Annotated in this window: 20 protein-coding genes; 4 read left to right on the top strand and 16 right to left on the bottom strand. The window is 68.3% G+C overall.

Annotation, left to right across the window (positions count from 1 at the left end):
* Window positions 1-63: 63 nt before the first annotated feature.
* Window positions 64-2,520, bottom strand: a complete 2,457-nt coding sequence (locus ACYVN4_RS31955) for a Tex family protein (protein ID WP_460725700.1) — start codon at window positions 2,518-2,520, stop codon at window positions 64-66.
* Between the two features lie 121 nt (window positions 2,521-2,641).
* On the opposite strand from ACYVN4_RS31955, the gene ACYVN4_RS31950 reads away from it, so the two are divergent.
* Complete coding sequence (locus ACYVN4_RS31950; protein ID WP_460725699.1) at window positions 2,642-3,862, top strand: outer membrane protein assembly factor BamB family protein; 1,221 nt, start codon at window positions 2,642-2,644, stop codon at window positions 3,860-3,862.
* Here the strand turns inward: ACYVN4_RS31950 and trmD are convergent.
* The 10 genes from trmD to ACYVN4_RS31900 form a co-directional block, all read right to left on the bottom strand.
* Entirely contained in the window at window positions 3,859-4,542 is a 684-nt protein-coding gene (gene trmD, locus ACYVN4_RS31945) for a tRNA (guanosine(37)-N1)-methyltransferase TrmD (RefSeq protein ID WP_460725698.1), read from the bottom strand. The genes ACYVN4_RS31950 and trmD overlap by 4 nt on opposite strands.
* 4 nt (window positions 4,543-4,546) lie before the next feature.
* A complete protein-coding gene (gene rimM / locus ACYVN4_RS31940) occupies window positions 4,547-5,083 on the bottom strand; it encodes a ribosome maturation factor RimM (RefSeq protein ID WP_460725697.1) in 537 nt (178 codons plus the stop codon).
* Complete coding sequence (locus ACYVN4_RS31935) at window positions 5,083-5,325, bottom strand: RNA-binding protein (protein WP_213557053.1); 243 nt, start codon at window positions 5,323-5,325, stop codon at window positions 5,083-5,085. The genes rimM and ACYVN4_RS31935 overlap by 1 nt, the downstream gene beginning before the upstream one ends.
* Window positions 5,325-5,762, bottom strand: a complete 438-nt coding sequence (rpsP, locus tag ACYVN4_RS31930) for a 30S ribosomal protein S16 (RefSeq protein WP_460725696.1) — start codon at window positions 5,760-5,762, stop codon at window positions 5,325-5,327. Before rpsP ends, ACYVN4_RS31935 begins: the two co-directional genes overlap by 1 nt.
* A gap of 437 nt (window positions 5,763-6,199) precedes the next feature.
* Window positions 6,200-7,267: an LppU/SCO3897 family protein gene (locus ACYVN4_RS31925; RefSeq protein ID WP_460725695.1), complete on the bottom strand. Its 1,068-nt coding sequence runs from the start codon at window positions 7,265-7,267 to the stop codon at window positions 6,200-6,202.
* A 97-nt stretch (window positions 7,268-7,364) separates the two neighbouring features.
* Window positions 7,365-8,465, bottom strand: coding sequence for an amidohydrolase family protein (locus ACYVN4_RS31920; protein WP_460725694.1), 1,101 nt, complete (start codon window positions 8,463-8,465; stop codon window positions 7,365-7,367).
* Window positions 8,466-8,513: 48 nt separating this feature from the next.
* Window positions 8,514-9,440 (bottom strand): LysR family transcriptional regulator, encoded by a 927-nt coding sequence (locus ACYVN4_RS31915; RefSeq protein WP_460725693.1) that lies wholly within the window; start codon window positions 9,438-9,440, stop codon window positions 8,514-8,516.
* 241 nt (window positions 9,441-9,681) lie between these two features.
* Window positions 9,682-10,416: an MBL fold metallo-hydrolase gene (locus ACYVN4_RS31910; RefSeq protein ID WP_460725692.1), complete on the bottom strand. Its 735-nt coding sequence runs from the start codon at window positions 10,414-10,416 to the stop codon at window positions 9,682-9,684.
* Between the two features lie 10 nt (window positions 10,417-10,426).
* A complete protein-coding gene (locus tag ACYVN4_RS31905) occupies window positions 10,427-11,374 on the bottom strand; it encodes a fumarylacetoacetate hydrolase family protein (protein ID WP_460725691.1) in 948 nt (315 codons plus the stop codon).
* Window positions 11,371-12,729 (bottom strand): alpha/beta hydrolase family protein, encoded by a 1,359-nt coding sequence (locus tag ACYVN4_RS31900; RefSeq protein WP_460725690.1) that lies wholly within the window; start codon window positions 12,727-12,729, stop codon window positions 11,371-11,373. The genes ACYVN4_RS31905 and ACYVN4_RS31900 overlap by 4 nt, the downstream gene beginning before the upstream one ends.
* Window positions 12,730-12,821: 92 nt before the next feature.
* Here ACYVN4_RS31900 and ACYVN4_RS31895 point away from each other — a divergent pair, with 92 nt between their 5' ends.
* The 3 genes from ACYVN4_RS31895 (at window position 12,822) to ACYVN4_RS31885 (ending at window position 14,471) form a co-directional block, all read left to right on the top strand.
* Window positions 12,822-13,415 carry a TetR/AcrR family transcriptional regulator gene (locus ACYVN4_RS31895; RefSeq protein WP_460725689.1) on the top strand — a complete coding sequence of 198 codons (594 nt, stop codon included), beginning with the start codon at window positions 12,822-12,824 and terminating at the stop codon, window positions 13,413-13,415.
* Window positions 13,412-13,903, top strand: a complete 492-nt coding sequence (locus ACYVN4_RS31890) for a DinB family protein (RefSeq protein ID WP_460725688.1) — start codon at window positions 13,412-13,414, stop codon at window positions 13,901-13,903. Before ACYVN4_RS31895 ends, ACYVN4_RS31890 begins: the two co-directional genes overlap by 4 nt.
* Window positions 13,904-13,988: 85 nt before the next feature.
* Complete coding sequence (locus ACYVN4_RS31885; RefSeq protein ID WP_460725687.1) at window positions 13,989-14,471, top strand: cupin domain-containing protein; 483 nt, start codon at window positions 13,989-13,991, stop codon at window positions 14,469-14,471.
* Between the two features lie 262 nt (window positions 14,472-14,733).
* Here ACYVN4_RS31885 and ffh read toward each other — a convergent pair whose 3' ends face one another.
* The 5 genes from ffh to ACYVN4_RS31860 all read right to left on the bottom strand — a co-directional run bounded on the left by ffh (window position 14,734) and on the right by ACYVN4_RS31860 (window position 21,072).
* Complete coding sequence (gene ffh, locus ACYVN4_RS31880) at window positions 14,734-16,305, bottom strand: signal recognition particle protein (RefSeq protein WP_460725686.1); 1,572 nt, start codon at window positions 16,303-16,305, stop codon at window positions 14,734-14,736.
* Between the two features lie 51 nt (window positions 16,306-16,356).
* Window positions 16,357-16,665, bottom strand: a complete 309-nt coding sequence (locus ACYVN4_RS31875) for a hypothetical protein (RefSeq protein ID WP_460725685.1) — start codon at window positions 16,663-16,665, stop codon at window positions 16,357-16,359.
* A 182-nt stretch (window positions 16,666-16,847) separates the two neighbouring features.
* On the bottom strand, window positions 16,848-19,295 hold the full coding sequence (locus ACYVN4_RS31870; protein ID WP_460725684.1) for a [protein-PII] uridylyltransferase: 2,448 nt from the start codon (window positions 19,293-19,295) through the stop codon (window positions 16,848-16,850).
* A 110-nt stretch (window positions 19,296-19,405) separates the two neighbouring features.
* Window positions 19,406-19,744 (bottom strand): P-II family nitrogen regulator, encoded by a 339-nt coding sequence (locus ACYVN4_RS31865; RefSeq protein ID WP_326309191.1) that lies wholly within the window; start codon window positions 19,742-19,744, stop codon window positions 19,406-19,408.
* Window positions 19,745-19,749: 5 nt separating this feature from the next.
* Window positions 19,750-21,072: an ammonium transporter gene (locus ACYVN4_RS31860; RefSeq protein ID WP_460725683.1), complete on the bottom strand. Its 1,323-nt coding sequence runs from the start codon at window positions 21,070-21,072 to the stop codon at window positions 19,750-19,752.
* Window positions 21,073-21,082: the final 10 nt, after the last annotated feature.

Raw genomic sequence — 21,082 nt, 5'->3', positions numbered from 1 at the left:
GGCTCATAGCGAAAATGACTCGGGCCCCGGCGGTTTCGCCGGGGCCCGAAGCGTGCTGCGGGGTTACTTGCCGAATCCGGCGCGGCGCAGGGCGTCGGCCATCGAGCCGCTGGGGGCGGGCTGGTTGCGGCGGTCGTTGCCGCGCTGGCCGCCGGACTGACCGGCCTGGCCACCCTGACGGTTGCCACCGCCTTGGCCACCCTGGCCGCCCTGACGATTACCGCCGCTCTGGGCACCGCCGCCTTGCCGGTTGCCGCCGCCGCGCTGGCCGCCGCCCTGGTTGGTGCGGGGACCGCGGTCGCCACGCTCCTGCTTGGGCTTACCGGGCTCGTCGTCGAGGCGCAGGGACAGGCCGATGCGCTGGCGCTGGACGTCGACCTCGAGCACCTTGACCTTGACGACGTCGCCGGACTTCACGACCTCGCGGGGATCCTTGACGAAGTTGTGGGACAGGGCGGAGACGTGGACCAGGCCGTCCTGGTGGACGCCGATGTCGACGAAGGCGCCGAAGGCGGCCACGTTGGTGACGACGCCTTCCAGCACCATGCCGGGCTGCAGGTCGGCGACCTTCTCGATGCCCGCGGCGAATTCGGCGGTCTTGAATTCGGGGCGCGGGTCGCGGCCGGGCTTCTCGAGCTCGGCGATGATGTCGGTGACGGTGGGGACACCGAACTGCTCATCGGTGTAGTCGGCGGGGCGCAGGGCGCGCAGGGCCGAGCTGTTGCCGATGATCTCCTTGATGCCCTTGCCGCTGGCATCGAGGATGCGCCGAACCACCGGGTAGGCCTCGGGGTGCACGCCGGAGGTGTCGAGCGGGTCGTCGCCCTCGCGGATGCGCAGGAAGCCCGCGCACTGCTCGAAGGCCTTGGGGCCCAGGCGCGGAACGTCCTTGAGCCCGGCGCGGCTGCGGAACGGGCCGTTGGCATCGCGGTGGGCCACAATGCTTTCCGCGATCGAGTTGGAGATGCCGGACACCCGCGACAGCAGCGGGACGGACGCGATGTTTACGTCGACGCCGACCGCGTTCACCGCGTCCTCGACGACCGCGCCCAGCGAGCGGGCCAGCAGGGTTTCGGAGATGTCGTGCTGGTACTGGCCGACACCGATGGACTTCGGGTCGATCTTCACCAGTTCGGCGAGGGGGTCCTGCAGGCGACGCGCAATGGAGACCGCGCCGCGCAGCGACACGTCCATATCGGGCAGTTCCGCCGAGGCGTAGGCCGAGGCCGAGTACACGGATGCGCCCGCCTCGGAGACCACGATCTTGGTGGGCTTGTTCTCCGGAATGCGCGAGATCAGTTCGGCGGCAAGGGCGTCGGTCTCGCGCGAGGCGGTGCCGTTGCCGATGGCGATGAGCTCCACATTGAACCGGGCGACCAGTGCGCCCAGCACGGCCAGGGACTTCTCGGTCTGCCCCTGCGGCTTGTGCGGGTAGATGACCTCGGTGGCCACCACCTTGCCGGTGGCGTCCACGACCGCGACCTTCACGCCGGTGCGGTAGCCCGGGTCCAGACCCATGGTGGAGCGGGTGCCGGCCGGGGCGGCCAGCAGCAGGTCGCGCAGGTTGGCCGCAAACACGTCGACGGCGTCGCGTTCGGCGGACTGCCGCAACCGCATTCGGGTATCGATGCCCATGCTCACCTGCAGCTTGGTGCGCCAGGCCCAGCGCACGGTGTCCAGCAGCCAGGTGTCGGCGGCGCGGCCCTGCGCGGCGATGCCGAACTTGAGCGCGATGCGGCCCTCGTAGATCGAGCGCTCACCGTCCTCGAGCTCCTCGGTGTCGGATTCGAGGTGCAGGTTGAGCACCTCTTCCTTCTCACCGCGCAGCAGCGCCAGGATGCGGTGCGAGGGCAGCTTGCTGAACGGCTCGGAGAATTCGAAGTAGTCGGAGAACTTCGCGCCCGCCTCTTCCTTGCCCGGCCGCACCGTCGAGCTGACCTGACCGCGCTCCCACATGAGTTCACGCAGTTCACCGACCAGGTCGGCGTCCTCGGCGAAACGCTCGACCAGGATGGAACGCGCGCCGTCGAGCTGTTCGGCGTTGTACTGGGCGGGATCGGTGGTGGGGTCGCCGATCAGCGCGTCGGCCACCGGCTCGTGCCCGGCCTCACGCGCGATCTGCGCCTTGGTGCGCCGCTTCGGCTTGAACGGCAGGTAGATGTCCTCGAGGCGGGCCTTGGTGTCGGCGAGCATCAGCTGCGCGTGCAGCGCCTCGTCCAATTTGCCCTGGCCACGGATGGATTCGATGATCGAGCCCCGGCGCTCGTCGAGTTCGCGCAGGTAGTGCAGGCGCTCGTCGAGGGTACGTAGCTGTGCGTCGTCGAGCCCGCCCGTCACCTCCTTGCGGTAGCGGGCGATGAACGGCACGGTCGACCCGCCGTCGATCAGCTCGACTGCGGAGCGCACCTGTTCCTCGCGCACCCCCAGTTCGTCGGCGATACGCCGCCCGACACTGGCAATGCGAATGGTGCTCTCGGCACCGGTGGATGCTGCGCTGACGGTTTCGGAGGCTGTCGTCACGCCCGCAGACACTACCGGCGTCCGACGACAGCTGTTGCAACCCCCACGAACGATCAGGTCACCGTTCGTTCCACGGCGCGCCTCGGATATCACGAATCGAGACCGATGGCAGGGTCGCCTGGTGCCGATCCCGACTCTGCGCGAACGCCTTCCGCAACGTGCGCCAGCCAGCATCGCCCGTGCCGTATTCGCGACGACCATGCTGGTGGGGGCGGTGGGATGCGGTTCCCACGATTCGACCTCGGACGCGAACCGCCCGAGCGTGCCGAATCTGAAACTGGACGCGGTGCAGGCGCTGAACCTCGACGCGAACGAATCCTTCGGTGTCATGGCCAACGGGGTTTACACGGTGACCGGGCAGGAGGTCACCGGAGTCGATATCCATACCGGGCAAAAGCTCTGGCAGATCGCATCCCCGACGGCACTCGACAAGAACAAGACCCAGGTTTTGGACACAGGCCATGTGCTGCTCGTCGGCGGGAAGGACCAGCCGGGGCTCACGGCCTACGACACGGCCACCGGCCAGGTGTTGTGGAGCACCGCTGCCGAGCAGTGGTTCGAGGCGGACGAATCGACCGGGCAGTTCGTGCACAACGATTCTCGTACCGGCACGCAGCGGTGGAGTGTGGATCCGGGCACGCTGGGTTGCGCCACACCGCTGTCGAAAGACCTTCCGGCACTGTTCGATTTGGGTGTCCCCAGCCTGGTCGAGAGTCCCAGCGTGGATGTGTTCCGGTGCGCCTCACCCAATGGACGGTTCGTCGTCGGCGGACTCGATCGCGCCACCGGCGCGACGGTCTGGCATCGCGAGGTCGCGAACAAGGGCAGTTTCCTGCGTGGGCCGGGCCGGATCGGCACCGTCCGAACCGGGGACACGCTCGAGACCGTCGACATGGCGACCGGGAAATCACTGGGCATCCGAAAGCCTGTCTCGGACAACGAACTTCACATCTTCCTCGGTGACGGATCGGCATTGACGCTCGACAGCGACGTCATCGCCGAGGACAAGGACATGCGGCTACAGGAACCCGACGGCAAGATCCGCTGGACCGTTCCGCTCGACCCGAAGGAGGAGAGCCAGCCGCTCATGGCCAACAGCGGCAACGCGGTCTTCACTCTGGTTCGACAACGCGCGGATTCGAGCTACAAGGCTTGGCTGATCGCCTATGACACGAAGGACGGCAAACGCACCGTCGTGGCCGGCCCCGGTCCGACGGCGACAGGCGAAAAGCCCACCCTCACCATGAATTTGGGTGCGGTCGACACGGGGCTCGACTCGGGACCGTGGGGTCTGCTCGTCGCGGGACCGGACAACGGCTACGCCACGATTCCGGTGGCCTAGTTCTCCGGCAGCAGATCCGGGCGGCGTTCGGCGGTGCGCTGCAGCGACTGTTCGTGCCGCCACTGGTCGATTTTGGCGTGATTGCCGGAGAGCAGGATCTCCGGGACGTCGAGGCCGCGCCAGGTCACCGGGCGGGTGTAGGAGGGGCCTTCGAGCAGGCCGTCGGAGAACGAATCCTGTTCGTGGGATTGCTGATTGCCGAGTACGCCGGGGATCAGGCGGACGAAGGCCTCGGTCATGACGAGGACCGCGGCTTCGCCGCCGATCAACACGTAGTCGCCGATGCTGACCTCTTCGACGCGTACGCGGCGGGAGGCGTCGTCGAAGACGCGTTGATCGATGCCTTCGTAACGGCCGCAGGCGAAGACGATGTGCTCTTCGGTAGACCACCGCTGCGCGGTTTCCTGCGTGAACGGCACACCGGCCGGAGTCGGGACGACCAGCAGGGCGTCGTCCGGGCACACCGCGTCCAGCGCGTCACCCCACACGGTCGGTTTCATCACCATGCCGGGTCCGCCACCGTACGGGGTGTCGTCCACGGACTTGTGCACGTCGTGCGTCCATTGCCGCAGGTCGTGCACGTCGACCTCGAGCAGGCCCTTGTCGATGGCCTTGCCCAGCAAGGCCGCTCGCATCGGCTCGAGGTATTCGGGGAAGATCGTCACTACGTCGATACGCATGGCGCTACTCCGGGTCCAGCAGGCCCTCGGGCGGGTCGATGACGATCAGCTTGTCCGCGACCGACACGGTCGGGACCATGGCGAGCACGAACGGCACCAGGATCTCGCGGCCCGCGGGCGGGTACGCCTCCCCGGCCTTGATCGAAAGCAGTTCTCCCGCAGCCGAATGCAGCACCTCGTTGACGGTGCCGACGAGAGTGCCGTCACCGAGTTCGACGCGCAGCCCTTCGAGCTCGTGATCGTAGTATTCGTCCGGGTCTTCCGACGGCGGCAGGTTCGCGGTGTCGACCACGAACAGCATGCCCCGCAACGCATCCGCGGCCGTGCGGTCGGCAATGCCGTTCAGACGCAAGAGAAGCCGGCCCGAGTGCTCCCGGGCCGACTCCACTTCGAATTCCTGCGTCTGCTTCGCGCGCGGCAGCTTCCCCGCGAGGGTGCTGCCGGGCGCGAACCGCAGTTCCGGCTCGTCGGTGCGAACATCTACGACGAGTTCGCCACGCACACCGTGCGATTTGGCGACCCGTCCGACGACGAGTTCCACTATTGATCCGTGTCGACCACGTCGACGCGAATACCCTTACCGCCGATCCCGGCGACCAGGGTGCGCAGGGCGGTCGCGGTGCGACCACCACGACCGATCACCTTGCCCAGATCATCCGGGTGCACATGCACCTCGACGGTCCGGCCCCGTCGGCTGGTGATCAGCTCGACGGAGACGTCGTCGGGATTGGCGACGATGCCGCGCACCAGGTGCTCCACGGCATCGGCGACAACGGCGCTCATTACTCGGCGGCTTCGGTGGTGGCCTCGGCCTCGGCGGCCTCGTCCTTCTTGGCGGCCTTCTTCTTCGGGGTGACGGCCTCGGCGACCGGCTCGTTGTCGGCGGACGCCAGGGCCGCGTTGAACAGGTCGAGCTTGGACGGCTTCGGGGCCTTGACCTTCAGGGTGCCCTCGGCGCCCGGCAGGCCCTTGAACTTCTGCCAGTCGCCGGTGATCTCCAGCAGACGCTGCACGGCTTCGGTCGGCTGCGCGCCGACGCCCAGCCAGTACTGCGCGCGCTCGGAATCGATCTGGATGAGCGAGGGCTCTTCCTTGGGCTGGTAGATGCCGATGGACTCGATCGCGCGGCCGTCGCGGCGGGTACGGGCGTCGGCGATGACGACGCGGTACTGCGCGTTGCGGATCTTGCCCAAACGGGTCAGCTTGATACGAACAGCCATGAGCTGATGCCTTTCAAATGGTTGGTCACGTCGCAATTCAGCAATCCACGCGGGGTGGATCCGGTTTTGCGTTGAGTGCTGTGACCGCCGCGCGGTACGTAACCGGAGACGGGCTGACACTGTTCTCAGACGAGAACGGTTGACCATTCTGCCAGACCCCCGGTTCCCCGAAGAAATCGCCCCGATCCGACCCGAAAAACAGCACAGCCCATCGGGTCGACCCCGATGGGCTGGGTACGGCGACGAGCCTACTGCGGCTGCACCGGCGCGGAGTTGGAACTTCCGGCCGTCAGCGCGTGCACGATCAAACCAGCCAGCACGCTGATGGCCAGGCTTTCGATGGACCCCACGGTCATCTCCTCATCGGATTGAAACAACAAACGTCTGAAGCATGACCGATTCACTTATCTGCCGCAGCCGAATCAAGCAGAACGGACTCACTTCCGGCGCAGGCAGATCGTGAGGCCGGGCGTGGTGCCGGGAACATAGCTGAGGGTGCGGTCGGTATGCGGTGGGCAGACCTTGTTGTCGGCGTCGTGGCGGTCGATCACCGTGAACGCGGCCCCGGGATCGGTGCAGGCGACGATGTGGGTATCGGCTGCCGTACTCCGGTCGTCCATGCAGTCGTAGAACATGGCGTAGCGGGAATCGTGCCGGTCGATCGGGCCCAGGCAGATCAGCGCCGTGAGATCGGTCCGGTCGTTGCCGCGGGTGACGGCCGTGTCGGCGCCGGCCAGGTTCGGGCACTCGGTGGCCGCGGGCTTCCGGTACACGGTTTCGACGGTCAGCACGCGTTCGACGGCGGCGGGGTCGGTACAGCGCACCTTGGTCTCCGCGCGGTCGCTGCAATCGCCGTACTGGGCGCTGGTCAGGTCCGCCGGATCGACCGCGTCAGCGCACACCACGAGTGCGCGACCACCCAGCGACTCCTGCGCGAACGCCATGCGCGGCCGGGGCATGTTCGCGCACGCGTGGTCGGTCACCGGGACCCGGGCGTGCAGCTCGACGCCGAGCACCTTCGCCGAGGAGGCGGTTCCGCAGGGTAGGCGGGTGATGGTCGCGCCCGCATCCGTGACGGCGACGCAGTCACCGGCGGCCAGCGCGCCCGGGTCGGTCAGATTGGCGCGGGTCGGCTTCAGGCACAGGACCTGGTCGGGCTTCGTGCCCGCGGCGATCGCCCGGGTGGCCTTCTCGTACTTCATGCATGCCGAGTCGAGTGGGTAAGCGATGTTCTCGCGGCCCAGGACCGAATACAGCGATCCGCTGTCGTCGCACGGGTTCCCGCTCGGCACGTTCGCGACATCGAGGCGCACACAATTGCCGACGGCGAAGGGGTCCGCCCCCGGCCGGGTCAGCACATACCCGGTGACGGTCGCCGCGGCGCCGAGCACCAGCACCATCGTCGCGATCAGTACCGACCGCCACCGCCACACCCACGAGCGCACTGCACCGTTCGGAGCGGACGGGACGAGGGCAGCGGGCGGCCCGGATGGATTGTCGGTCAAGGATTTCCCCCACCATGCGATCGTGAAGCTGGTCCGCAGCAGCGGCGCGGTGATCGTAACGGCTCGGGTCCCGAGTGGCTCGGGATGACGGATTCGCCTACCGATACGCGGTGACGGGGTCGCGACGGGCGTAGACGCGGCCGCGGAGGACCACCCAGGCGGGGGTGGTGAGGGTGGCCAGGTTCGTGCGTGGGTCCTGGTCGTAGACAACGAAATCAGCGGGGGCGCCGGGTTCGATGCCGGGGTGGCCGAGCCAGGTGCGGGCGTTCCAGGCGGACGCGCCGAGGGCGTCGTGGGGGGTGAAGCCGGCTTCGGTGAGGGCGAGGATTTCGTCGGCGATGCGGCCGTGGCGGATGGAGCCGCCCGCGTCGGTGCCGGTGTAGATGGGGACGCCGGCCTCGTGGGCGCGGGCGACGGTGTCGCGGGAGCGGCGGTGGAGGTCGCGCATGTGGGCGGCGTAGACGGGGAATTTGGTTGCGCCGTCGGCGATTCCGGGGAAGGTATCGATATTGATGAGGGTGGGGACGAGGGCGGTGTGGTGGGCGGCCATCAGGGCGATGGTGTCGTCGGTGAGGCCGGTGCCGTGTTCGATGCAGTCGATGCCCGCGCCGAGCAGGCCGGGTAGGGCGTCCTCGCCGAAGACGTGGGCGGTGACGCGGGCTCCCTCCCCATGGGCGGCGTCGATGGCGGCCTTCAGGATGGTGTCGGACCAGAGCGGGGCCAGATCGCCGGTGGCGCGGTCGATCCAGTCGCCGACCAGCTTCACCCAGCCGTCGCCGCGGCGGGCCTGCTCGGCCACGATCTCGGGCAGGTCGCGTTCGTCGTCGACGTCGATGCCCAGTTCGCGGATGTAGCGCTTCGGGCGGGCGATGTGGCGGCCCGCGCGGATGATGCGCGGCAGGTCGTCGCGGTCGTCGAGGAAGCGGGTGTCGATGGGCGAGCCCGCGTCGCGCAGCAGCAGCGCGCCCGCGTCGCGCTCGATCTCGGCCTGGGTCACCGCACCGGCCCGATCCTCGTGTCCCCCACCGTGTTTGATGCCGACATGGCAGTGGGCGTCGACCAGTCCGGGCAGGATCCAGCCGTGCGCGCACACGGTGTCGGCGTCGCGGATCGGTTCGTCGGACAGGACGCCGTCGCGCACCCAGAGATCGCGGACCTCACCCTCGGGCAGTACTACGCCGCGGACATGCAGCCGCATTTCGGCCTCCTCGCCTGGGACGGTGACTCGCCGGGATCCACTATCGCATCAGTCGTCCAGCACGGTGATGTCGGTGCGTTCGCGGCAGGCCGCGCGGACGGCGGCCAGCCCGGCCGCGATCACCGGATGCTCGGCGCTACCCCGGCGCACCGCGGACAGGTGCCTGCGCACCGGAACCGGATCATCGTGCAGCGCAACGCGTGTCACCGGCAGCTCCGGCGGCAGGTAGGCGAGGCGCGGCACCAGGCTCACCCCGAATCCGTGCGCCACCATGGCCGCCACCCCCGGGAAATCGACTGCCTGCCCGGCGATTCGGGGCGAGAACCCGGCGGCGGCGCAGGCGGCCGAGACCACCAGACGATGGGTGATGCGCGCGCGTCCGGTGATCCACGGCTCGGCCGCCGCCTCGGCCAGCGCGATGCTTCCGCGCGCGGCGAACGAATGCCCCACGGGCACCAGCAGATCCAGCGGTTCGGTGAGCAGCGGGCGCTGCTCGAAACGCAGGTCGTCGAGCGCGGGGCTGCCGGGCGCGGGCAGCACGATCCCGATATCGCTGTCGCCGACGAGCAGTGCTTCGAAGCAGTGCGCGCTCTCGTCCTCGATCAGTTCCACCGTCAGCCCCGGGTTCGCGTCCCGCAGCCGGGCGGCGGCCGGGGCCACCAGCGCCGCGAGGGCGGTCGGCATCGCGGCGATCCGCAGCACCCCGGCGATGCCGGCCCGGTGCGCCGCCAGCTCCGCCCGCGCCCGCTCCGCCTGGGCCGCCAGCAGATCCGCGTGCCGCAGCAGGGCGTGCCCCGCCGCGGTCAACTGCACCCGGCGGCCGACCTGTTCGAGCAGTTCGACATCCAGTTCCCGGGCCAGCCCGCGCAACTGCTGCGACACCGTGGACGGCGTCAGATGCAGCGCGGCCGCGGCCGCGGTGACCGTGCCGTGGTCCCGCAGCACCCGCAGCGCCTGCAACCGGGGGTCGATCATGTGGCAATTCTGCACGATCCGCTGCGGAAACTTTCGATGGACCGACACCGTCACGGCTTCGAAAATTAGGCCCATGACCGAGCAAGACCAGCACTGTCACCATTGCGGCTGGCCGACAACCCAACCGTTCCAAGTACTTTCGCGCCATCGCACGTCCGAGGGGATCGTCGTCTACACCCGCTGCGCGTGTGGCGTCGTGCGCATGCACCTGTCCCCGGCAGCCTTCACGATGTGAAGCTCTTCACTTCCCGAATTCGCTGAGGCGATCCGGCAGGTTTCGGCGGATCGGCTGGCCGTGGCCGGGGACGAGGATCTCCGCGCCCACGGCCTCGAGGGCGCGCGCACTGGCGAGGGTTCCGGCCTCGTCGTGATTGAAAAAGCCTGGCAGCAGCTGCAAGCCGGGGTCCGGCAGGAGCGGATGGCCCGTTACCAGCGCATCACCGGAGAACAGGACGCCTTCCGAGGGCAGGAAGTACGCGGTGTGGCCGTTGGTGTGGCCCGGGGTCGGGACCTCCACCAGGCCGCCGGGTAGGGCGGCCAGGGTGTCGGCGGTGGCGGGTTGGGCGGTCGGGACGGTCATGCCGATGTGGCCGACGCAGGCGCGCAGGGTTTGGGCGACCCAGACGATCCCGCGGCGGGTGCCCAGTCGCTGCACCATCTGGACCGGCGTGATCTGTTGCAGATACTCACGTTTGGCGTGGCGGACCTCTTCGGCGCCGGTGTAGACCGGTACGCCGAGTTGTTCGACCAGGGTGGGGATCGCGCCGATGTGGTCGAGGTGCGCGTGTGTCACGACCACCGCGGCCACGTCGGACAGATCGCGGCCGATCTCGCGCACCGATTTCAGCAGTGCCGCGGTATCCGCCGGATATCCGGCGTCGACGACCGTCACCCCGCGATCGTCGCTGACCAGCGCCCAGTTGACGTTCGTGCCCGCCACCACGTAGACGGACTCCGACACCTGGTCGATCTTCACTTGCCCTCCCTCACTTGATGATTCGATGCTCGATGACGCCGATGCCGTCGATCTCCAGGCGCAGTTCGTCGCCGGGAGCCAGCCAGCGGCCCAGTTCCATGCCGCTGCCGCCGGGCAGGGTACCGGTGGCCACCAGCTCACCCGGATACAGCTGCTCGGAGCGTGAGGCGTGCACGATGGCCTCCGCCACCGAGTGGCGCATGCCCGAAGTGCCGGTGCGCGAGAGGGTTTCGCCGTTGATCGATACCGAGCCGGTGAGCCGGTCCAACCGGTCGGCCACCGCAGAACCGGCGACCGCGGTCGCGGACATCGAACCGGCGAAATGCTTCGACTTCTGCGGGCCGAATCCCGAACGCATCTCCGGCAATTGCACGTCGCGGGCGGAGAAGTCGTTGATCACCACGACCGCAGCGATCGCGGCCAGCGCCTCTTCTTCGGTCGCGTCGCGCAGCGGGGCGCCCAGCACCACACCGAGTTCCAGCTCGAAGTCCAGGGCGCGGCTGTACGCCGGCGGCGCGATCTCGACGCCGGACGGCACCAGCGTCAGGGGGTTGGACAGGTAGTAGATCGGCTGGGCGTACCAGAGCCGATGCGGGCGATACGGCGGGAAGGTCCGGCGGGTCAGCGCTTCGAAGACCTGTCCGATCCGGTAACCGGCGGGCAGGAACCGCCGGGCCATGCCGCGGGCGGCGTCGACGGCGTGCTGTTCGTAGAGCATGTACTCGCGGAACGACACCGGGCTGACCGGCAGGACCGTCGCGCCGTCGGGCAGGCCCAGGCGCTCCCAGCGGGCCAGCTCGAACTCGTCGGTGAACGCGGGCGGCACGAAATCGGCTGCCCTACCTTCGGATTCGGCGACGACCTGCCAGCCCTCGCAGGTGTCGAGGTGGCGGACGATGCGGCGCGCGCCGAGGTCGAGGGTGCGCCGCAGGCGGGGCAGCGGGGTCGCGTCGCTCATCGGGTCAGCGACTCCGATGTGCCGGGAAGCAGGTGCTCACGCAGGAACCGTACCGACAAATCCGACCATTGCACGGCATGACCCATGGCGCAGTGGTCGTCGTCGGCGTACAGGACCAGTTGCGCGTCCGGGGCGCCGATGGCGATGTCGATGGAATCCTGGGTGCTGATCAGGGTGTCGTTCGCCCCGTTGATCACCAGCAGCGGAATCTCGATGCGACGGTAGTGATCCCGCAGCGACATGCCGCGTAGCCGCCGCATCAGGTCGGCGGTGCCGGTCGCGCCGGTGGCGTGACGCAGGGTGGACACGATGATTTCGGGGACGCCCAGCGAGCCGCCCGGGCCGAAGGAACGGTGTGCCGGCGCGCCGTTGGCGATCGCAACCTGGAGCCGCTTCTCGACCGCCGCCATGCGGGTGGCCCAGTAGGCGCCGAAACTGAAGCCCAGCATGCCGATTCGATCGGCGTCCACGCGTGGATCGGCGGACAGGACGTCGAGGACCGTCGTATAGACGCGCTCGGCCGCCGCAGACAGTGGCTCCCGGTAGGAGTACGTGCCGGGCATCTCCATGACGAAAAGACCGAGGCCCGCATGGCGATTCACCAGCAGCGGCAGCGTCGCCTCCGCCAGGGACCCTTCCAGACCATTGGTGACGAGCACCAGCGGGACGGTCTCGACACCCTGCGGGAGGATGAGGAAGCCGCGCACCGCATCCCCGTCGCCGAGCGGGATCCGCATGGACTCGATGGTCACCTCCATCGCGGGAGCCAGTGCGGTGAGCAGGATTTCGGTCAGCCGGTGCGACCGCTCGTAGGCGGCCAGCCGCTGTGGACTCCACCCCGGCCACGCGGCGACGAACTCGTACACCATCGTCTTGATCAGGCCGTCCAGCGCATTCGCGGCGTCGGCGGCGTCCGGATGGACTGCGCAAAACTCTGCGACCGCATGAGGATTCGCGACCGGCCCACGATCGGCCAGCAGCACTGCCGCCGGAGCCAGCAGCTTGCCGAGCCCCTCGACATCGATCGCGGCGGCGGGATCGAGCAGCTCCGCGATCGACGGCCCACCCAGCCGCGCCAAGGCGGTATCGGCGCGTTCCGAATGCGGCCGGGCGAAGTCCCGCCAGTACCCGGCCCACCGCTCGTCCTCGAAGGAGCGGCATCCGGCCAGTTGCGCCTGGAACTCCGCATCCGGCATCCCGCCCAGATGGGTGAACCGGTCGGCGAACAGCGCGGGCAGGAATGCGGCGGTCCCGAGCCGCCGGGCCGCGCGTTCGGTGGTGTGGGTGAGCGCGCAGGCGGTGACAAAGATCCGGTTGGCGAGCATCGGCAGCGACGTCATGAGAGTGCCTTCCATCCAGCTACCTCGATATCGCAGAAACATCTGCATTAGCGAGGGTAGAGACAGCGCGGCACCAAACGCAAGAACTTCTGCTTTAGTATTTCGGGGTGACCACCGACGACTCCCCGCAGCGCCGACCGGGCGGCCGCTCGACCCGTGTCCGCGAGGCCGTCCACGCCGCGGTCCTCGACGCGATCGCCGAGCACGGCGTCGACCACGTCGGCATCCCCGACATCAGCCGCCGCGCGGGCGTCCGCGACAGCTCCATCTACCGCCGCTGGGGCACCCGCGAAAACCTCGTCCTGGACGCGCTACTCGCCTACAGCGAGCGCCTGCTGCCCACCCCCGACACCGGCACCCTGCACGGCGACCTCACCGCCTTCGCCACCGAACTTGCCGTCTATCTCGCCACTCCCCTCGGCCAGGGCCTCGCCCGCGCGCTCGCCTACACCACCGACACCGAAGCCACCGCCAGCGCCCGAACCACCTTCTGGTCCACGCGTTTCCGCGCCACCGCCCCGATCCTCACCCGTGCCGCCACCCGCGGCGAGCTCGGCCCGGACGCCGATGCCCGTCTGGCCCTGGAACTGCTCATCGCCCCAATCCACTTCCGCGCCATGCTGACCCGCGAGCCCGCCGACGCCGACTTCATCGATCGCCTGGCCACGTCCGTCTGCCGCGTCCTATCCTTCGGCGCATGACCTGGTCGATACCACTAGTCACCCACGGCGATGAGCGGCGACTGCTCGAGAACATGCTGGATCGCAATCGGGCCGAATTGGTCAATACGTTGCGCGGGCTGTCGGAGGAGGATGCGCGCCGCCGCTTGGTCGCCTCGGTGACCACCCCGATCGGACTGGTAAAGCACGCGGCGACCGCCCAACGCATCTGGTTCCAGCAGGTCTTGGCGGGCCTGCCCGCGAGCGAATGCGATGGGGGCACGACACCGGGCGACGCCAGTTTCGCCGTCGGCCCGGACGAGACCGTGGCCGACGTGATCGCCGAATTCGAGCGCGGCAGTGCACGTTCCCGGGCCATCGCCGCCGACTACGACCTCGACGAAACCCGCACCCACCCACGCCTCGGCGAGGTGACCCTGCGATTCATCTACCTGTTCCTGATCGAGGATTTCGCCCGCCATTCCGGCCACGCCGACATCCTCCGCGAGCAGATCGAGCATCCGCGGTAGTCACCGCCTGGCACGATGCCCGCTCGGTATCGGCGCTGCGGAACAGGTCTTGGACACCGTCACGGCCGGACGGTGCAATCGGAATATGACCGACGACGTGAAGAACAGCGAAAATAACTCTGGTGCAACGGTTTCGGTAGTGCGCCCCGGCGAGGGCGAAGTAATCATGTTGGGCGCCACCCGAATGCGCGTCCTCGAAGACGGCACCACTACCGGCCACCGCCTCGGCCTCACCGAATCCATTGTGGCCCCGCACACCCCGGGCCCGCCCCAACACCGCCACACCCTGCACGACGAAGGCTTCTACATCATCTCCGGCACCCTACGTTTCACCGTCGGCACCACCGAATACGACGCGACAGCAGGCACTCTCGTGATGGTCCCACCCGGCGCCCCCCACACCTTCGCCAACATCACCCCCGAACCCGCCGTCCTACTCACCACCTTCACCCCCGACCTCTACGTGCAGTACTTCCGCGACCTACGCGACCTGACCACCGACGGCCAAGCACCGACACCCGAGCAAACCCTCGAGGCAATGAGCCACTACGCCACCGAGCCCGCTTGAACGGTGACGGATCCAGCGACCCATACCGCCCGCCGATTCCCTGCCTAGCCTGGGTTGATCGTCTTCTCTGACGACTTCGCCATCACGGAAAGGACAGGACAATGGGCAGCTCGATCGGATTTCCCTTCTTCGACTTCGCTCGAATTCGCGAAATCTTCAGGCCCTTCTGGCCGGGTTTCCTGCCGCTGCCGTTCTGACAGAACCGGCGCACGACGCAGTTCGGCCCCGCCGATGACGACGGGGCCGAAAGTGCTGCCGCGGATCAGTTCTTGGGGAAGTTCAGCTTCGAGAGGTCGAAACCTTCGAGGCCCGGGGGGAGTTCGTTGAGGCCGGCGGGGAGGTTGGAGATGTCGGGCATGCCGGCGGGCATGCCGCCGGGGAAGCCGGGCATGCCCGGGAAGCCACCGCGTGCGGCCTTGGGCGGGGTGGGGCCGCGGCCGCCCTTTTTGCCCTTCTTGCCTTTGCCTTTGCCCTTGTTGGCGCGGGCGCCCGGCAGGCCGAACTGGCGGGACATGGCGCCCATCATCTTCTTGGCTTCGAAGAAGCGGTCGACGAGTTGGTTGACGTCGGAGACCTGGACGCCGGAGCCGTTGGCGATGCGCAGGCGACGAGATGCGTTGATGATCTTCGGGTTCGCGCGTTCGGCGGGGGTCATGCCTCGGATGATGGCCTGCACGCGGTCGAGCTGCTTGTCGTCGACCTGGGCGAGCGCGTCCTTCATCTGACCCGCGCCGGGGAGCATGCCGAGCAGGTTGCCGATGGGGCCCATCTTGCGGATGGCCAGCATCTGCTCGAGGAAGTCCTCCAAAGTCAGCTCGCCGGAGCCGATCTTGCGGGCGGCCTCCTCGGCCTGCTGCGCGTCGTAGACCTGTTCGGCCTGCTCGATCAGGGTGAGCAGGTCGCCCATGCCGAGGATGCGCGAGGCCATGCGGTCGGGGTGGAAGACGTCGAAGTCTTCGAGCTTCTCACCGGTGGAGGCGAAAAGGATGGGCTGGCCGGTGATCTCACGCACCGACAGCGCGGCACCACCGCGGGCGTCGCCGTCGAGCTTGGTGAGCACGACACCGGTGAAGCCGACGCCGTCGCGGAAGGCCTGCGCGGTGGAGACCGCGTCCTGGCCGATCATGGCGTCGAGGACGAACAGGGTCTCGTCGGGGTTGACGGCGTCGCGGATGCCCGCGGCCTGCCGCATGAGCTCCTCGTCGATGCCGAGGCGACCGGCGGTGTCGACGATGACCACGTCGTACTGCTTGGTCTTGGCTTCTTCGATACCGTTGCGCGCCACGTCGATCGGATCGGACGCGGAGACACCGAGCGGGTTCTCGCCACCGCCGATGGAGGTGCCCGGGTGCGGTGCGTAGACCGGCACCCCGGCCCGCTCACCGACGACCTGCAGCTGGGTGACCGCGCCGGGACGCTGGAGGTCACAGGCGACCAGCAGCGGCGTATGCCCCTGGCCCTTCAGGTATTTGGCGAGCTTGCCCGCGAGGGTGGTCTTACCGGCACCCTGCAGACCGGCCAGCATGATGACGGTCGGCGGGTTCTTGGCCAGCCGCAGCCGCCGGGTCTCGCCGCCGAGGATATTGACGAGTTCCTCGTTGACGATCTTGACGACCTGCTGGGCCGGGTTCAGCGCCGCGGAAACCTCAGCGCCCTTGGCGCGTTCCTTGATCTTGGCGATGAAGGTGCGCACGACGGGCAGCGCCACGTCGGCTTCGAGCAGGGCCAGACGGATCTCACGCGCGGTGGCGTCGATGTCGGCCGGCGACAGGCGTCCCTTGCCACGCAGATCCTTGAGGGCACCGGCCAACCGGTCGGAAAGGGATTCGAACACCGATGCTCCTACATCTCGAGGGACTGTCACTCGAGATACCAGGGTAGTGGGCTATTCGAGTGAGCGCGGACGCGGACCCGGACGCCGCAGGTCGTGCTTCTCGGTGGCAACCATGCCGACGGCCTCACGGGCGGTGAGCCCGAGTTCCAGGGCGAGCCCGTCGAGCATCGCCCATTCGGCGTCGGTGGGGACGTGTTCGGTGACGGTGGCGGCGATGGTCATGGCGGTCACCGCCTGCTGACCGGTGAGCGTGCGGCCCGGGAGCCAGGAGACCACCCAGCGGTCGCCGCCCACGCAGCGGGCGATGTGGGAGGTCAGATCACTCGTCATCATCGAGGCGGAAACGACTTCGATTGCCACCGACCTGCTCCCCTCGCTCGCGACAGCTCGACACCTGCACGCGAATACTAGGGTGTGATGCCGGTCACCTGATCGGTATTACAGCAAATTGCCTGCAACATTCTGATTAACTGGCAAACGCGCGGTTTGCCAGCTAATCAAGTCCCCTGGCGACCGATCAGAAAATAGCTGGAAGAACCGATTCAGCTGTCCGATTCGAGAGGTTTCTTCGGTTGTTGCGGCGGCACCACCGCCAGCAGCGCCGCCTCGATCTCCGCCCGCCGCTCCGGCGTGTCGGTGGCCCCGAGATCCAGGAAGAACGAGTCGATGACCGCCGAACCCATGGTCACCACCTTCGCCCAGCTCACGTTCACCCCCGATTCGGCCAGCGCCGCCGCCAACCGGCTGAGCAGCCCGATCCGATCCTCGGCACGCAATTCCAGCAGCACCCGGCCGGGCTCGGCGGTCTCGTGCCAGAACACCCGCGGCTGCGCCTGCGCGAACGGACTCGGCTGGGTGCCACCGGCATCACGCTCCTTGCGCGCCAGCACCGACCCCAGATCCAGATCGCCGTTGATGGCGCGGATCAACTCCTGACGCAGCAGCCCCGGGTCCGGCGGATCACCGAATCGCGGTGCGACAACGAAGGTGTCGATGGCCGAGGCCCCGACACTGGCCAGTTCGGCCGAGAGCACCCGCAACGAATGCACCGCCAGCACGCCCGCCGCATCCGAGAGCAGCCCAGGATTATCGGGCGCGACCACGGTCACGATGTGGTGGTAGCGGCCCTCGCCCGGCTTCAGATCCACGTGCACGCCACCGGCTTCCGCCCGCGCGCGCAATTCCTCCGGGATCGGCACCGGCTCGGGCAGCTCCTCCCCCGCCATGGCGCGGCGGCAGTTGCGCACCAATTCGCCGATGAGCGAGGCCTTCCAGTCGTTCCACACGCCGGGCCCGGTGGCCAGGGCGTCGGCCTCGGACAGGGCGGCCAGCAGATCGAGCAGGTTGGGGTCGCCGTCGAGGGCGTCGATCACCATCTTCACGGTGTCGGAGTCGGTGATGTCGCGCCGCGTGGCGGTGTCGGGCAGCAGCAGGTGCCATCGCACCATGGCCGCGAGCGTCGCGACGTCGGAAGGCCAGAGCCCCAGCCGTTTTCCGATGGAGGCGGCCAGTTCCGCACCCACCACGCTGTGATCCTCGGTGCGTCCCTTGCCGATATCGTGCAGCAGCGCACCCAGCAGCAGCAGGTCCGGGCGGGCGACGCGGGTGGACAGCGCCCCGGCCTGGGCGACCGCCTCCATCAGGTGACGGTCCACGGTCCAGGTGTGCATGGCGTCGCGCGGCGGCAGGTCGCGCACCACTCCCCATTCCGGAAACAGCCTGCCCCACAGGCCGGTCCGGTCCAATGCCTCGATGGCGTCCACGGTGCCGCGGCCCGCACCCAACAAGACCAGCAGGTCGTTGAGCGCCTCCTTGGGCCACGGCTCGCGTAGCTCGGGCGCGTCCTCACCGAGCCGGTTGAGCGTGGTGGCCGACATCGGCAGCCCGGTCAGCGCCGACGCCGAGGCCACCCGCAGCACCAGCCCCGGGTCGCGTTGTGGACGCGCGTCCCGCGCCAGCACCACCTCGCCGGAATGCTCGACCACCCCCTCATCGAGTGGTCGACGCACCGGGACCCGGCGCAGTCGCGCCAGGCCGCGCCGCGGCAGCGCGTTCCCAGCCGTGCGCAGTCCGACGTCGGTGGAATAGCTGACGGTGCGGGCCGCATCGCTGAGCGTGCGGGCCAGATCGAAGCGATCCCCGAGGCGCAGGGCGGCCCCGATCTCGTCCGCGTCCTGCGCGCGCAGCTGGTCGCGGGCCCGGCCCGCCACCCGATGCAGTTCGGTACGCACATCCAGCAGGCGGCGATGCGCCTGTTTCAGCCCGCCGCCTGGCACTTCCGGACCGAGCCCCGGCATGGCGTCGGTCAGTTGTGCGATGGCGAGGGCGTCCAGCAACTGGATGTCACGCAGTCCGCCGCGGCCGTTCTTGAGGTCGGGTTCGGCGCGGTGGGCGACGTCTCCGCTTCGGCGCCAGCGGGTTTGGGCCTGCTCGAGCAGGGCGTCGAAGCGGGAACGGACGCCGGCACGCCAGTCCCGTCGGACACCGGTGATGAGCAGGCTGCTCAGTCCTTCGTCGCCGACGATGTGCCGGGCCTCGAGCATGCCGAGGGCCGCGGTCAGATCGTCGGAGGCCACGCGCAACGCCTGCGGGACGGTGCGCACACTGTGATCGAGCTTGATGTGGGCGTCCCACAGCGGATACCAGAGCTGATCGGCGACCTCGGCGACCCGCTTGGGGTCGATTTCGTCGTAGAGCAGCACCAGATCCAGGTCGGAGTAGGGCAGCATCTCGCGGCGGCCCAGTCCGCCCACCGCGACGATGGCGAGCCCGCTGTCGGCGGTGATGCCGACCTCGTGGCCCTTGGTGGTGAGCCACAGGTCGAACAGGTCCACCAGGGCTTCCCGCAGAGCTTCGGCGTCCAGCCGCGCGGAGCGGCCGTTGGCGGTGTGCTCAGCGAGCAGTTGATCGCGGGCCCTCACCAGATCCGAAGCACCATTGGAAGCCTTGTCGGCTCCGGCCTTCTCGTCGCGTGCTTGTTGAAAACCCACGTCCCACCACCCATCTCGATTCAGTTCGTCGCCCCACATGGGGGCGGCCCCGCCTCCGCCGGTCAAAGGACACCGACGGAGGCCGGGGCCGCCTCTGGATCTGCCTGTGATTACAGAGCGTCGGCTCCGCGCTCACCGGTGCGCACCCGGATGATCGCGTCGACCGGGGTCACCCAGACCTTGCCGTCACCGATCTTGCCGGTGCGGGCGGCTTCCACGATGACCTCGACGACCTTGTCGACGGAGGCGTCGTCCACGACCACCTCGACCCGAACCTTCGGGACGAAGTCGACGGAGTACTCGGCACCGCGGTAGACCTCGGTGTGGCCCTTCTGGCGTCCGTAGCCCTGCACTTCGCTGACGGTCATGCCGAGCACGCCCGCCTGCTCCAGGCCGGTCTTCACGTCCTCCAGGGTGAACGGCTTAACGATCGCAGTGATCAGTTTCATTTTCGTCATGCCTCCTTGACGGCGGCGGTGCGCGCCGCACCACCCACAGCAGCGAAATCGTATGCCGTCTCGGCATGATCAGACTCGTCCATGCCCACGAACTCCTCTTCCTCCGTAGCGCGGAGGCCGATCGTGAACTTGATGGCGAAGGCGATGATCAGCGTCACGGTGAACGAGAACGCAAGAACCACACCGGCACCGACGGCCTGACGCCACAGCTGGTCGAAGCCACCGCCGTAGAACAGACCCTTGACCGCGGCCGGGGCCTCGGGGGCGGCGACCAGGCCGACCATCAGGGTGCCGATGATGCCGCCGACGAGGTGGACACCGACCACGTCGAGCGAGTCGTCGAAGCCGAGCTTGAACTTCAGGCCCACCGCCAGGGCGCAGGCGACACCGGCGACCAGGCCGATGGCCAGCGCGCCGAGCACGTTCACCGAGGAACAGGACGGGGTGATGGCGACCAGACCGGCGACGATGCCCGAGGCGGCACCCAGCGAGGTGGCGTGACCGTCACGAATCTTCTCGACCAGCAGCCAGCCGAGCATGGCGGTGCAGGTGGCGAAGGTGGTGGTCAGGAAGGTGGAACCCGCGGTGCCGTTGGAGGACAGCGCCGAACCGGCGTTGAAGCCGAACCAGCCGAACCACAGCAGACCGGCGCCGAGCATGACGAAGGGCAGGTTGTGCGGACGCATCGGGGTCTTGGGCCAGCCCTTGCGCTTGCCGAGGACCAGGCAGAGCGCCAGACCGGCGGCACCGGCGTTGATGTGGACCGCGGTACCACCCGCGAAGTCGATCACCTTGAGCTTGTTGGCGATCCAACCACCCGCGTGGATGATGTTGCCGTTCGAGTCGGTGGCGTTGAAGTCGAAGACCCAGTGCGCGACCGGGAAGTAGACGACGGTGGCCCAGATCGCGGCGAACAGCGCCCAGGCGCCGAACTTCAGGCGATCGGCGACCGCACCCGAGATCAGGGCGACGGTGATGATCGCGAACATCAGCTGGAACGCGACGAACACGGTCATCGGGATGCCGGTGTTACCCGCCAGCGGGATGCCCTGCGCTGCCGCGGTGGAGGTCGCCGCCTTGGCGTCCGCTCCGATCAGGCCCTTGAGCCCGAAGAACTGGGTCGGATTACCGATCAGCCCGAACTTGTCATTGCCGAACGCCGTGGAGAATCCGAAGATTGCCCATAGGACGCCCACGATGCCCATCGCACTGATGCTCATCATGATCATGTTCAGCACGTTCTTACCGCGGACCATGCCGCCGTAGAAGAACGCGAGCCCAGGGGTCATCAGAAGCACCAATGCCGAGCTCGCGAGCATCCATGCTGTG

It is taken from the genome of Nocardia heshunensis (genome assembly GCF_054782115.1).
Note: the sequence above shows the minus strand (reverse complement) of the source record. Positions and strands in the feature narration are given on the sequence as shown.

Coding starts and splice junctions, on each gene's coding strand:
- ACYVN4_RS31885 (WP_460725687.1), top strand. CDS start 13,989: ATGACCGACGACGTGAAGAACAGCGAAAATAACTCTGGTGCAACGGTT.
- ACYVN4_RS31890 (WP_460725688.1), top strand. CDS start 13,412: ATGACCTGGTCGATACCACTAGTCACCCACGGCGATGAGCGGCGACTG.
- trmD (WP_460725698.1), bottom strand. CDS start 4,542: ATGCGTATCGACGTAGTGACGATCTTCCCCGAATACCTCGAGCCGATG.
- rpsP (WP_460725696.1), bottom strand. CDS start 5,762: ATGGCTGTTCGTATCAAGCTGACCCGTTTGGGCAAGATCCGCAACGCG.
- ACYVN4_RS31900 (WP_460725690.1), bottom strand. CDS start 12,729: ATGGAAGGCACTCTCATGACGTCGCTGCCGATGCTCGCCAACCGGATC.
- ACYVN4_RS31905 (WP_460725691.1), bottom strand. CDS start 11,374: ATGAGCGACGCGACCCCGCTGCCCCGCCTGCGGCGCACCCTCGACCTC.
- ACYVN4_RS31860 (WP_460725683.1), bottom strand. CDS start 21,072: ATGCTCGCGAGCTCGGCATTGGTGCTTCTGATGACCCCTGGGCTCGCG.
- ACYVN4_RS31920 (WP_460725694.1), bottom strand. CDS start 8,465: ATGCGGCTGCATGTCCGCGGCGTAGTACTGCCCGAGGGTGAGGTCCGC.
- ACYVN4_RS31865 (WP_326309191.1), bottom strand. CDS start 19,744: ATGAAACTGATCACTGCGATCGTTAAGCCGTTCACCCTGGAGGACGTG.
- ACYVN4_RS31935 (WP_213557053.1), bottom strand. CDS start 5,325: ATGAGCGCCGTTGTCGCCGATGCCGTGGAGCACCTGGTGCGCGGCATC.
- ACYVN4_RS31915 (WP_460725693.1), bottom strand. CDS start 9,440: ATGATCGACCCCCGGTTGCAGGCGCTGCGGGTGCTGCGGGACCACGGC.